The organism is Lacipirellula parvula, assembly GCF_009177095.1.
Lineage (GTDB): Bacteria > Planctomycetota > Planctomycetia > Pirellulales > Lacipirellulaceae > Lacipirellula > Lacipirellula parvula.
This window is the reverse complement of record NZ_AP021861.1, coordinates 4,985,561-4,997,804: the sequence shown is the minus strand read 5'-3', so window position 1 is coordinate 4,997,804 and position 12,244 is coordinate 4,985,561. Positions and strand designations below refer to the sequence as shown.

Here is a 12,244-nt window from a genome sequence, read left to right as displayed (position 1 = left end):
ACAGAATACAGGATTAAAACTTGTATTTCCTTTGCGCCTTCGCGCCTTTGCGTGAAATCTTCTCTTCCTACTCAAAGCAACAAATCGACCGTTCCAACAACCAGCAGCCCCAGGCTGATGATCGCGTTCACGTTGAAGAACGCCGTGTTCACCCGGGCGAGGTCGTCGGGCCGTACTAAGGCGTGTTCATACACCAGCAGGGCGGCCACCGCGGCGACTCCCGTCCACCAGACACCGCCAAACGGCGGGTAGGTTAACGGCAGCAGCGCCAACAACGCTATTGTCACGAAATGGCAGCCCGCCGCCAGCCGGAGGGCCCCGGCCACCCCCAGCCGCACCGGAATACTATGCAGCTTCGCCTCCCGGTCGTAGGCGAAATCTTGGCAGGCGTAGATGATGTCGAACCCCGCCACCCACGCCGCGACGGCCGCCCCTAGGACAATTGCCGGCAGCAAATCGGCCGGATGCCGCGCGACCGTCTCCCCCCGAATGGCGATCCAGGCGGCAATCGGCGACATCGCCAGGGCCACCCCGAGCCAGAAATGAGCCAGCGACGTAAACCGCTTGGCGTAGCTATAGCCGCACAAAAACGCGAGCACCGGCACGGCCAAATAGAGCGGCAACCGGTTCGGCAGAAATAGCAGCGTGCTCGCCACAAATCCCACGCTGCACGTCAAGGCAAAGAACGTCACCTGACCCGCGCTGAGCAAGCCCGCAGGAATATGCCGCCCCGCCGTCCGCGGATTGAGGGCGTCGAGCTTGCGATCGACCAACCGATTAAACGCCATCGCCGCACTGCGGGCGAAGACCATACAGAGCAAGATGCCGACGAGTTCCTGCCAGCGGATGTTCAACAGCGGGCCGTCGAAACCAATTCGCGTTTCCGCGATTGCCACATGAATTCCTAGAAACTCAAGGCTAATCGGCTCGGCGGGCTCGATTGTCATTACTCTGGCGTCCTCGCCGTGAGTAGCGACAAAGTCAATCGCCTGCATCCGCCAAGCCATCAGCGCCGCCAACAGTGCAAACGGCAACGCAAACAGCGTATGGCTGAACCGAATCAGCGAAAGAAAGTGGCGGATCGTTTGGAGCATCTTTTAAAGGCGATTTCTCACGCAAAGGCGCGAAGGCGCAAAGGAAATGCAAGTTTTGATTCTGTATTCTTTGCGCCTTCGCGCCTTTGCGTGAGATCTTACTTATCCGCGCCCCAGCGGTTGATGAGGGCGTTGTCGATGCCGAGTTGGTCGCAGATGCGCGCCACCATGAAGTCGACCAAGTCCCGCAGCGTGTTCACCCCGTGGTACCACCCCGGCGACGCCGGCATCACCACGGCGCCCGCCTCGGTCGACTTTCGCAAGTTGTCGATATGCGGCAGCGACAGCGGCGTCTCGCGGGTCACAAGGATCAGCTTCCGCCGCTCCTTCAAATGGACCTCGGCCGCCCGTTGAATCAGGTTGCCCGACGACGCATGAGCCACCGCGCTGAGCGTCGCTCCCGAGCACGGGGTGATCACCATCCCCTGCGTGAGGAACGAGCCGCTCGCGATCGGCGAGTTGTAGTTTTGATAGTGGTGGTAGTGGAGTTGCCCCACCCGTCCCGCGTCGACCGAGAGGACGTTGCTGTCGGCCGTGCCGATGCCGGCGCTCGCCTGCAGCATGCGGATCTTGCTGTCGGAGGCGTTCGTCACGTCCTCCAGCATGAGGTCGGCCGGCTGAAAGTCGTTGAGATCGACCCGCAGGTCCATCTCTTCGTGAATCACCTGGGCTCCCGACGGGCTGATCGACAGATGGACATCGTAACCCGTTGCGAGCAGCACCTCGATCAACCGCAGCGAGTAAACCGCCCCGCTGCCGCCGGTAACGCCGATGCAGATGTTTTTCGGTTTGGTAGCCATGATGTGTCAGTGGTCTTCAGGTCGTTGTCCCGCACGCGGGTTCGGAAGATTAACCACAAAGGCACGAAGATCACCAAGGAACACCAAGGGATGACAGAGAAAGGAAAGAGCGGAAAACCAAGCGACGAGGCTAGCCCTCCACATTATTTTCTTTCTTCTCCGTTCTTGGTGCGTCTTTGTGTCCTTCGTGCCTTGGTGGTTAGTCTTGCTCGCCGCTCCGGCGGGGGCGTTGCCCCGCGGCTACGGCTTCTTCCCAACATAAAGCGTCGCCACCCCCAGTGTAAGCGGCCGATAGCTCACCTCGGTCAGCCCCACCCGCCGCATCCGCTCGGCCAGGGCCTCTCCCTGGGGAAACTCGCCGACGCTCTCCGGTAGGTAGCTGTAGGCGCTCTCCGCATTCCGGGCGAGCATCTGCCCAATCCGCGGTAACACGTTGCGGAAGTACCAGCTGTAAATCCCCTTGAACGGCTGCCATTCGGGCGAGGAAAACTCCAGCACCGCCACATGCCCGCCGGGCGAACAGACGCGGGTCATCTCGGCCAGCCCGGCATCCGTGTCGGCGACGTTCCGCAGCCCAAAGGCCACGGTGACGATGTTGAAGCGGTCGCTCGGAAACGGCAGCGACTGAGTATCGGCCTCGATAAATGTCAGCCGATCGCCGGCCCGCGCCTTCATCCCCTTCTGATGGCCGATGGCGAGCATCTCGTGGCAGAAGTCGGCGCCAACGATCTCTGCCTCCCCCTTGGTCGCTTTGTGGTAGGCCAGGGCGAGGTCGCCGGTACCAGTGCAGACGTCGAGAATCCGATCGCCGCTCTTCGGCGCTACCGTCCGCACCGTCCGCCATCGCCAGTAGCGGTCGATGTTCAGCGACAGCAGATGATTCAAAAAGTCGTACTTGCCGGCGATCTCGCCAAACATCCGACGAACGCGCGGGCCAGATTTGTCGACGGTCATACAATCAGGCCTTCGCGGCAAATTCAATGATGGCTGACGTTGCAGTAGGTGAACCGCTGTGCGGGATCGTTTTTAACCACGAAACACACGAAAGGAACGAAACAATAAAAGCCACCGGCTCCGCCGGTGGACGAATCGCATTAGATTCTCCAAACCACTCCGTCCACCGGCGGAGCCGGTGGCTTCAATTCTCTTTTCGTTTCTTTCGTGTGTTTCGTGGTTAAATCTCCCCGCATTCAGTCCCCTGCCCGACTGGCTAAGTCGAGCTGCTTGGGAGGTGGGGAGATCGCCAGTATCGCAGTAGAATGTCCCCCTCGCTAGCCGCTCAAATTCTGCCTTCAGGGTGCCACTGGCGTGTCGCCAGTGTGAAGTGCCGAGCGAGTTCCCACTTCTGCACTGGCGACACGCCAGTGGCACCTCAAGAAATTTAAAACGACCGATCACCGATGCCCAAGCTCCACGTCCACTTCCTCCCCGCCCACGTCACGGCCGAAGAGTTGGCCGGCAGCGTCGTGATCGTCATCGACCTGCTGCGGGCCTCGTCGACGATCTGCCAGGCCCTCGCTTCGGGGGCGACCTGCGTGATGCCATTCCTCGAAATCGAGGACGCCCGCCGCGCCGCCGAGCAATTCGACCGCGCCGCCATCGTCCTCGGCGGCGAACGCCACGGCCGGATCATCGAAGGCTTCGACCTCGGCAACTCGCCGCTGGAGTACAGTCCCGTCGCCGTCGCTGGCCGGCCGCTGCTGTTCACCACCACCAATGGCACGCGAGCCCTCGACCACGCCCGCTTGGCCCGCCGCACGCTGGTTGGCTGCGCCCTGAACCGCCAAGTCATTGCCGACGCCGTGGCCGCCGAGCCGCGGGTCGATATCCTCTGCGCCGGCACCGACGGCGCCATCACCGGCGAAGACATCCTCGCTGCCGGCGCGATCGTCGACCCTCTCCTCGGCCCCGCCAACGCCGTCGGCTGGGAGCTGAACGCCGAAGCCCAAAGCGCCCTCGACCAATGGCGGTCGCTCCTCGCCCTTGCCGCCGGCACCGGCCGCACGCCCTCTGACCAGTTCGCCGTCGCCATGGAGCAAACCCCGGGCGGCAGCAACCTCCTCGCCATTGGCCACGGCATCGACCTCCCCGCCTGCGCGGAACTCGACATCCTGCCAATCGTCCCCGAACTCAACCACACTACCGGCGAAATCCGCCCGGCGTAGACGGCCCTCCAAACGCCCAGCTACAATGGCGGGCTTTATCGAAGAAAAATCTCTCGCAAAGGCGCGAAGGCGCAAAGAATACAAACCTAAACTTGTATTTTCCTTTGCGCCTTCGCGCCTTTGCGTGAAACACTCTCATAAGAAAACAAGAGTCTCGCGATGGACATGGACAAGCTCGTCTCGCTCTGCAAACGCCGCGGATTTCTCTTTCAATCGAGCGAAATCTACGGCGGCCTCAACGGCTTTTGGGACTACGGTCCCCTCGGCGTTGAGCTGAAGCGGAACATCAAGGAAGCGTGGTGGCAGGACATGGTCCGCGGCCACGACGAGCTGGGCGTCCCCGCCGGCGCCCCCGAGGCCTACGAAATGACCGGCCTCGATTGCACGATCATCATGCACCCGCAGGTTTGGAAGGTCTCCGGCCACTACGACCTGTTCTGCGACATGATGGTCGACTGCAAGGAGACGAAGAAGCGCTATCGCTTCGACCAACTGCGCGGCCGCTGGGTCACGGCGAAAGGCAAGCGGATCTTCGTCACGACGCTCGCTGAGGCGGAGCAAGAAGCCGAAGATCTTGAGAAGCGGGCCTTGAAGGCGTTCAACCTCCGCGGCAAAGACGCCGAGAGCCTCGAGTGGGAAGGCGCCTCGATGTCGCTCGATAAGGTCGACGACCTCGCCAGCGTCTTCGCCCCTGAAGCGAAGGAAATCGGCACGCTCACCGAGCCCCGTGAATTCAACCTGATGTTCAAGACCATCGTCGGCGCGATGGGCACCGAAGAAGACGCCGCGTTCCTCCGTCCCGAGACGGCCCAAGGCATTTTCGTCAATTTTAAGAACGTCCTCGACAGCACCCGCGTCAAGGTGCCGTTCGGCATCGCCCAGATTGGCAAAAGCTTCCGCAACGAAATCACGCCGCGGAACTTCACCTTCCGCAGCCGCGAGTTCGAGCAGATGGAAATCGAGTTCTTCTGCAACCCGAAGGATTCGCGCAAGTGGTACGAGTACTGGCGCGACCGCCGCATGAAGTGGTACACCGACCTCGGCCTCGCCGGCGAACGGCTCGTCATGCGAGAGCACGCGGCCGACGAACTGAGCCACTACTCGGTCGGCACCGCTGACATCGAATACGCGTTCCCCTTCCTGCCGGAGGGCGAATTTGGCGAGCTCGAGGGCATCGCCCACCGCGGCGATTTCGACCTCCGCAGCCACATGGAAGGCAAGCTCGTCAAGAATGCCGAGGGCTGTCTCGAAGTCGAGATGGTTCCCGTCGAGGGCAAGCCCGACAAGCTGCGGCCGAAGCACCGCGGCAGCGGCCGCGATCTCACCTATCGCGACGAAGTGACGAACGAGAAGTTCGTCCCGCACGTGATCGAGCCCTCCAGCGGAGCCGACCGGGCGACGCTGGCCTTCTTGTGCGAAGCCTATTACGAGGATCAACAGCCCGACGAAAACGGCGAGTTGCAAACCCGCGTCGTGATGCGGTTCCACCCGCGGATCGCCCCGATCAAGGCGGCCGTCTTCCCGCTCGTGAAGAAGGATGGCATGCCCGAGATCGCCCAGGATATCTACCGCAAGCTGAAGGCGAAGTTCTCGGCGTTTTACGACGAAAAGGGCGCCGTCGGCCGCCGCTACCGCCGCCAGGACGAAGCGGGCACGCCCTACTGCATCACCGTCGACGGCCAAACGCTGACTGACGGCACCGTCACGATCCGCGACCGCGACACGCTGGAGCAGTGGCGCGTGAAGGTGGACGAGGTGGTTGAAGAGATCTCGAAGCGGGTGATGTAGAGGCGAGCGCTCTCTCTGAATTTTGCGGCTCCCTCCCCCTTGAGGGGAGGGCTGGGGAGGGGGGAGAGCCCTGGTACCAAGCTTCGATCACCCCTACTCAACCCTCACCATTAAGGAGAGGGAATCAGAGGGTTGATTGTCGTTCTAAGCGGCATTCCTCGCTTGCGACGAGGCTTGGGCTTCGTCGAGCTTGCAGAGAAGTTCCACCGTCCGTCGCGTCGCCCCTTGCTGGCTGAGAACCAGCCGCTGAGCCCGTTTACCTAACGCGATCGCCGCGGGAGGCGATTCGATGGCGTTCGTAACAAACGTGGCAAGCTCCGCCTCGCTGCGAACGACTTCAGCCCCTTCGGCGGCGAGGAGTTGGGCGACGATGTCGCGGAAGTTCCAGGTGTTCGGACCGAAGCAGGTTGCGACGCCGTAAGCGGCCGGTTCGAGCATGTTCTGCCCACCGCGGCTGCCAAAGCTGCCGCCGACGAAGCCAACCGCAGCCGTGCCCCACCAGGCGCCGAGTTCGCCGATGGTGTCGACGAGCAAGACCCGCCATCGCTGCCCGCTATCGGCGTACAAGTGGCTCCGCCGGATCCACTCGACGCCGCTCGAACTGAGCAGTGCGGCCACTTCATCGAATCGCTGCGGGTGACGCGGAACCAAGATCAGCCGCAGCCCAGGGTGAGCCGGCGCGAGTTGCTTAAAGATATCGAGGGCATACTGCTCCTCGGGATCTTGCGTGCTCCCGGCGAGGAACACGATGTGGCTCGCGTCGAGACCGGCGAGCTGTTGCAGGGCGACCGTCTTCGGATTGTCGCGGCTCGTTTGGGCGCCGTCGAACTTGAGCGAACCAGTCGAGTGGACAGTCTCGCGACGGGCGCCAAGTTGCCGAAATCGCTCAGCCGTTTCTTCGTTCTGAGCAGCGACCAGGTCGAGGCGTTGCAAGCTGGGGGCGACGAGCGCCCGAATGCGACGGTAGCCGCGGAAGCTCTTATCGCTCAGCCGGCCGTTGATGATCGCCACCCGAGCGCCATGCCGTTTGGCGGCCGCAACGAGGTTCGGCCAGAGCTCAAGCTCCGCAAGCACTAGCAGCGTCGGCCGCATGCGACGCATCGCCGCCGCGGTCGACCAGGTGAAATCGAGCGGGCAGTAGAAGACCGTGTGAGCGGCGTACTTCTTGCACGCTAGGTCGTAGCCCGTCTTGGTGGTCGTCGAGACCACGATCTCCCAGTCGGGCCGCTGGCGAGCGAGCTCGGCGATCGTCGTCGCCAGCAGATTGACCTCGCCAACGCTCACGGCGTGGAGCCACGCGCAGGAACGTTCACCAGCCCGTCGCGGCGTCAGCCCGAGAAACTTGCAGCCAAATCCCTCGCGGTGCTTACCATGCCGCACCGCCGACCAAACGATCCACGGCGACGCGACGGCAAATAGCAGTAAATAGAGGGCGTTGAGCGCCCAACCGGCGAGTCGCGACATGGGAATCCTTTCCCGACCGTTGCTCAATCAAGTTTTCGCTGACTGCAAACTAACTAGTTCGCACCGTGGCAATTCTTGTACTTCTTCCCGCTGCCGCAGGGGCACGGCGCGTTGCGGGGCGTCTTCTCGTCCATGTTGCGGATCGGCTCAAGCTTCTCACCCGATTGCGAACCGTCGATCGCGGCTTGCTGATCGGGATCCATCATCGGCGTCGACGGCGGAGCCTCTTCTTTGATCGCCTTCGGCTCAACCCAGGTGCTGCCGACGAAGTTTTCGTCGAGCTGCTCCATCTTGAAGACGAGGTCCGTCACGTAGGCGTTGATCGACTTCCACATCGTCTCGAACAACCGCATGCCTTCGCGCTTGTACTCGACCTTGGGGTCGATCTGGGCGTAGCCGCGGAGGCCGACGCTCGAACGCAGGTGGTCCATCGTGAGGAGATGTTCCTTCCACGCCTGGTCGAGAATCTGCAGCAGCAGCGTCCGTTCGAGGCGGCGCATCTCGGGGCGGTAGCGATCTTCGACGAGCTGCGAAACGCGACGGCGGGCCTCGGCGTGATCGAGCTTCGCGAGCTCGTCTTGCGTCAGGTCGCAGTGGCACGACTCGCGAAGCCACGTCGCCAGGTCGGTCAGCTTGCCATTGTTGCCCGTGGCCTGGCCGAGCGTGACCTGAGCGCCGGCGTCGCTGAAGAGAGCGTCGACCTTCTTCTGGGCTTCGGCCGCGACCTTCGTCGCCAGCACGTTGTTCTCGCGGCTGTGGACGAGCAACACCTCGCGGATTTCGTCGCGCTGCTTGTTCTTCAGATCTTCGAGCGACAGCTCAACGCCGAAGCGGCGCTTCGCCCACTCGACCAAGTCTTCGCGCTGGAAGCCTTGCTGCTGCCCGGCGGCGCGGCCGGAGAAGCGGTACAGACCGGCGAGCACCGGGAATTCCGACTCGCGCTCGGCGTAGGCGGCCGCCGCTCGCTCGAGGGCCAACTTGCGGAACTCGCGGGCGTCGAGCTTGCTCATCTCAGCTGGCGCGAGCTCGATGCCGAACTTGTCGTGCAGCCATGCACAGGCTGTTTTCACGCCATAGTCCGACTCTAGATAGCGAGCCGCACTGCTGAGGTCGACCTTGTCGATCGCCTTGTGCGCGTCTTCGATCAGTTGCTCGTCGAGCTTGTCGCGGCCGATCTTCTTCAGGTCGCGGTCGCGGTAGTTGGTGCCCCAGCGAGTGTTCGACCAATGAGCCAGCGCCACCCAGTTCCAGTCTTGTTCGTCTTCCGACTCTTCAGGCAGGTTCTCTTCGATGGCGTCCAGCACTTGAGATTCTGCCTTGCGGGTCGCTTCGTCGAGCGCCGTCCGCGAAGCGTCTTCGAACGATGCGTGGCGGTAATCGCGCGGCTGAAGTTCGACGGTGAGCATATTGCTCGCAGCGGCGGCGAACGACTCAGCTCCATAATCGGCGTCAAGGAAGGTCGTCATCGCCGTGTCGACCTGCTCGTTGATCATCGTCATGATCAGGTCGCGGCTGTTGTCGCCGTCGAGAATCCGCTGGCGATAGCCGTAAACGCGTTTGCGCTGCTCGTCCATTACCTCGTCGTACTCGAGGAGGTTCTTGCGAATTTCAAAGTTGCGTTCTTCGACCTTCTTCTGGGCGCCTTCGATGCGACGCGAAACCATGCGGCTCTCGATCGCTTCGCCTTCCTTCATGCCGAGACGGGTGAGCACGTTCTTCACCCACTCGCCGGCGAAGATCCGCATCAGGTCGTCTTCAAGCGAGAGATAGAAGCGGCTGCTGCCGGGGTCGCCTTGGCGACCGCAACGACCGCGAAGCTGGAGGTCGATGCGGCGCGATTCGTGGCGCTCGGTGCCAATGATGTGCAGGCCGCCGAGCGTTTTGACGAACTTTCCTTCTTCCTTCATCTTCTCGCGGCGTTCGATCGACGTGACGAGTTGCTCCCACTCTTCGTGGGGAACTTCAAGTCGCGTCGGATACTTATCTTGCAGCTGAGCCCAAGCCATCGTGTCGGCGTTACCGCCGAGGATAATGTCGGTACCGCGGCCGGCCATGTTCGTCGCGATGGTGACGGCGCCAAGGCGGCCGGCCTGCGCGACGATTTCGGCTTCGCGCTTGTGATGCTTCGCGTTGAGCACCTCGTGCTTGACGCCCCGCTTGTTCAGGAGGCTCGACAGCCGCTCGCTCTTCTCGATCGACACGGTGCCGACGAGGATCGGCCGGCCGGGCGCCTGGATCGAGGCGATGCGATCGCGAGAGATCGTCTCAATCTTACGCGTCTCGTCGAGTTCCAGCGTCACGGCGCCTTCGTCTTCGCTCTTCAGCTTACCGATGAAGAACTCGCCGTTCTTCAGCTGAACAGTTGTGTGACGGTTAAGTCGCTCGATCTCTTCGGCCAGCGCGACGAACTTTTCTTTCTCGGTGCGGTAGATGACGTCGGCGTGTTCGATCCGCTGCATGCCGCGGTTGGTAGGAACGCCGATGACGTCGAGCTGGTAGATCTTCCAGAATTCACCCGCTTCGGTGAGCGCGGTGCCGGTCATGCCGGAGACCTTCTTGTAGAGCTTGAAGAAGTTTTGCAGCGTGATCGTGGCGAGCGTCTGGTTCTCGGCCTTAACCTGGACGCCTTCCTTCGCTTCGACGGCTTGGTGCAGGCCGTCGCTCCACTGGCGGCCTTCCATGAGGCGGCCGGTGAACTCGTCGACGATCACCACCTTGCCGTCCTGGACGACGTAATTCACGTCGCGCTTGTACAGGAAGTGAGCCTTTAGCGCGTTGTCGATGAGATGCGGCCACTGCATGTTGCCGGCCGTGTAGAAGCTCTCGACTCCGGCGAGCTTCTCCGCCTCGCGAACGCCGGCATCAGTCAGATGGACGCTGTGTTCCTTTTCCTTCGCTTCGAAATGGAGTTCGGCCTTCAGCTGGCGGGCGATCTTATCGGCCTTGGCGTATTTCGTGACGTCGTCGTGGGCCGGACCGGAGATGATCAGCGGCGTCCGGGCCTCGTCGATGAGGATGTTGTCGACTTCGTCGACGATCGCGAAGTTGAGAACGCCCTGCGCCTGCTGGTCGCGCTTGGGGAACTTGTCGTCGTCGCGGGCGGCGATCCGCATGTTGTCGCGGAGGTAGTCGAAGCCGAACTCATTGTTCGTGCCGTAGGTGATGTCGCAGGCGTAGGAGACTTGGCGTTCGCCCGATTCCATGCCGCCTTGGATGTTGCCAACGGTGAGACCAAGGCCCGTGTACAGCGGCGCCATCCATTCCATATCGCGGCGAGCGAGGTAGTCGTTCACCGTGACGACATGGACGCCCTTGCCGCTGATCGCGTTGAGGTACGCCGGCAGCGTCGCGACGAGGGTCTTGCCTTCGCCGGTGACCATTTCGGCGATGTTTCCCTCGTGGAGGATCATGCCGCCGATGAGCTGGACGTCGTAATGGCGCATGCCGAGGAACCGGCGGCCGCCTTCACGGCAAACGGCGAACGCTTCGACGAGCAAGTCGTCGAGCGACTCGCCCGAGTCGAGGCGTTTGCGGAACTCTGCGGTTTGATTCCGCAGTTGCTCATCGTTCATCGCCTGATACTTGGCTTCGAGCGCGTTGATCGCATCAACCTTCGGCTGCAGCCGACGGAGGACGCGGGCGTTGGCCGAGCCGAACAGCGCCGTGATGCCGCGCTCAAACCGGCCGAGGATGCCGTTGAAGAAGCCAGCGATGATTTCCCAAATACGTTCCAGAACTTCCATCGTCTACTCAATACGCTCGAAATGGCTTGGGCGGTGCGGCAACCTTGGCGGCCGAGAACGTCGAGTGGGTTTCCACGGCGATGGGAGTCGGTAAATCCAACCCGCCTCTTCGCAACGACGCCCTGGCAAGGGTTGCAAGCAGTGAGGGCGACCCCATCGCCCGAATCACGAATTCTATGAGAATTGCGTCCGCGGGCCGACAGCGGTTGTCCGGCCCACGCGCGCAAAATCAGCGCAACGTTATCGCAGCAAAAAGTTTACAGCGACAAAAAAACAGGGTCAAGGCGAGCTGACGAGCGCGATGCCGTCGGTCACGCCGTGAAACGCTACGATTTACGAGGGCCGTAGACCTGGAGGATGTACCCGGCGCTGAACAGGCAAACGGCTACGACAAGGAACTGCAGCATCTGCCCCGCACGAATGCGGTTCATCAGCTGAGCCACCATCGCCAGCGGCGGGATCGTCAGCCCAGCGAGTTGGAGGAGTCGAGCAAGGTGTTGCATGGGTCGCACGGTACCTGCGGCGAGCCGAAATGGCAATCGAGGCCCTTGGCGAACCGCCGGTGGGAAACATACTAGGGCTTTCCCCGATCTCCATAACTTCAGTCCTGCCAAGCATTAAGCCGCATGGAAGTCACGACGCCCCGCACTCCCGACGAATTCGCCCGCTACTTTGAGTTGCGGTGGCAGGTGCTGCGCGATCCGTTTGGCCAGCCTCGCGGGAGCGAACGGGACGAACTCGACGCCGAGGGCTCGGGGACCGAGCACGCCGTCATTTTTACCGATTCCGGGGAGGCGGTCGCCGCGGGACGGATCCAGCTCAACACCCCCGCAGAGGCCCAGGTGCGGTACATGGCGGTCGCCGAGTCGCAGCGCGGCCTGGGGCTGGGGCGGCTGATTGTCCGCCGGCTCGAGGAAATCGCTCGCGGTCGGGGGGCGACCTACGCGGTGCTCAACGCCCGGGACGAGGCGGTGGGGTTCTACCGCTCGCTGGGGTACGAGGTCGTGGGCGTCGGGCCAACGATTTTCGGGTCGGTGACCCACTCGCGGATGCAGCGAACCCTGTAGGGGAGGGGTTACCTTCCTTGCGTCTGCCCGGAAGCAATTGATGGGCTGTGTGTATCGGCTTTGTTAAAGTACTTGAATTAAGTTGTTTTCCGCCGACCTAAACTTGCACTCTCCCTCTACGCT

At 62.2% G+C, this 12,244-nt stretch carries 9 protein-coding genes; 3 read left to right on the top strand and 6 right to left on the bottom strand.

The window, feature by feature from the left end; genetic code table 11:
* Positions 1-71 precede the first annotated feature (71 nt).
* The 3 genes from PLANPX_RS19570 to ubiE all read right to left on the bottom strand — a co-directional run bounded on the left by PLANPX_RS19570 (position 72) and on the right by ubiE (position 2,848).
* A complete protein-coding gene (locus PLANPX_RS19570) occupies positions 72-1,094 on the bottom strand; it encodes a UbiA-like polyprenyltransferase (protein WP_152100357.1) in 1,023 nt (340 codons plus the stop codon).
* Between the two features lie 98 nt (positions 1,095-1,192).
* On the bottom strand, positions 1,193-1,894 hold the full coding sequence (locus PLANPX_RS19565; RefSeq protein ID WP_152100356.1) for a UbiX family flavin prenyltransferase: 702 nt from the start codon (positions 1,892-1,894) through the stop codon (positions 1,193-1,195).
* Between the two features lie 240 nt (positions 1,895-2,134).
* A complete protein-coding gene (gene ubiE, locus PLANPX_RS19560; RefSeq protein WP_152100355.1) occupies positions 2,135-2,848 on the bottom strand; it encodes a bifunctional demethylmenaquinone methyltransferase/2-methoxy-6-polyprenyl-1,4-benzoquinol methylase UbiE in 714 nt (237 codons plus the stop codon).
* Positions 2,849-3,294: 446 nt separating this feature from the next.
* Between ubiE and PLANPX_RS19555 the strand changes: the two genes are divergently transcribed.
* Together PLANPX_RS19555 and PLANPX_RS19550 are read left to right on the top strand one after the other, a co-directional pair.
* Complete coding sequence (locus PLANPX_RS19555; RefSeq protein ID WP_152100354.1) at positions 3,295-4,059, top strand: 2-phosphosulfolactate phosphatase; 765 nt, start codon at positions 3,295-3,297, stop codon at positions 4,057-4,059.
* A 165-nt stretch (positions 4,060-4,224) separates the two neighbouring features.
* Positions 4,225-5,847, top strand: a complete 1,623-nt coding sequence (locus PLANPX_RS19550) for a glycine--tRNA ligase (RefSeq protein ID WP_152101939.1) — start codon at positions 4,225-4,227, stop codon at positions 5,845-5,847.
* A 144-nt stretch (positions 5,848-5,991) separates the two neighbouring features.
* Here PLANPX_RS19550 and PLANPX_RS19545 read toward each other — a convergent pair whose 3' ends face one another.
* The 3 genes from PLANPX_RS19545 to PLANPX_RS27510 form a co-directional block, all read right to left on the bottom strand.
* Positions 5,992-7,311 (bottom strand): 3-deoxy-D-manno-octulosonic acid transferase, encoded by a 1,320-nt coding sequence (locus tag PLANPX_RS19545; RefSeq protein ID WP_152100353.1) that lies wholly within the window; start codon positions 7,309-7,311, stop codon positions 5,992-5,994.
* 53 nt (positions 7,312-7,364) lie between these two features.
* Positions 7,365-11,054 (bottom strand): preprotein translocase subunit SecA, encoded by a 3,690-nt coding sequence (gene secA, locus PLANPX_RS19540; RefSeq protein WP_152100352.1) that lies wholly within the window; start codon positions 11,052-11,054, stop codon positions 7,365-7,367.
* A gap of 326 nt (positions 11,055-11,380) precedes the next feature.
* Positions 11,381-11,557, bottom strand: a complete 177-nt coding sequence (locus PLANPX_RS27510; protein ID WP_172992195.1) for a hypothetical protein — start codon at positions 11,555-11,557, stop codon at positions 11,381-11,383.
* A 123-nt stretch (positions 11,558-11,680) separates the two neighbouring features.
* On the opposite strand from PLANPX_RS27510, the gene PLANPX_RS19535 reads away from it, so the two are divergent.
* Positions 11,681-12,121, top strand: coding sequence for a GNAT family N-acetyltransferase (locus tag PLANPX_RS19535; protein WP_152100351.1), 441 nt, complete (start codon positions 11,681-11,683; stop codon positions 12,119-12,121).
* Positions 12,122-12,244 lie beyond the last annotated feature (123 nt).

Excerpts from the sequence above, each read along its gene's own strand:
- PLANPX_RS19570 (WP_152100357.1), bottom strand. The coding sequence starts at position 1,094 with ATGCTCCAAACGATCCGCCACTTTCTTTCGCTGATTCGGTTCAGCCAT.
- PLANPX_RS19565 (WP_152100356.1), bottom strand. The coding sequence starts at position 1,894 with ATGGCTACCAAACCGAAAAACATCTGCATCGGCGTTACCGGCGGCAGC.
- ubiE (WP_152100355.1), bottom strand. The coding sequence starts at position 2,848 with ATGACCGTCGACAAATCTGGCCCGCGCGTTCGTCGGATGTTTGGCGAG.
- PLANPX_RS19555 (WP_152100354.1), top strand. The coding sequence starts at position 3,295 with ATGCCCAAGCTCCACGTCCACTTCCTCCCCGCCCACGTCACGGCCGAA.
- PLANPX_RS19550 (WP_152101939.1), top strand. The coding sequence starts at position 4,225 with ATGGACAAGCTCGTCTCGCTCTGCAAACGCCGCGGATTTCTCTTTCAA.
- PLANPX_RS19545 (WP_152100353.1), bottom strand. The coding sequence starts at position 7,311 with ATGTCGCGACTCGCCGGTTGGGCGCTCAACGCCCTCTATTTACTGCTA.
- secA (WP_152100352.1), bottom strand. The coding sequence starts at position 11,054 with ATGGAAGTTCTGGAACGTATTTGGGAAATCATCGCTGGCTTCTTCAAC.
- PLANPX_RS27510 (WP_172992195.1), bottom strand. The coding sequence starts at position 11,557 with ATGCAACACCTTGCTCGACTCCTCCAACTCGCTGGGCTGACGATCCCG.
- PLANPX_RS19535 (WP_152100351.1), top strand. The coding sequence starts at position 11,681 with ATGGAAGTCACGACGCCCCGCACTCCCGACGAATTCGCCCGCTACTTT.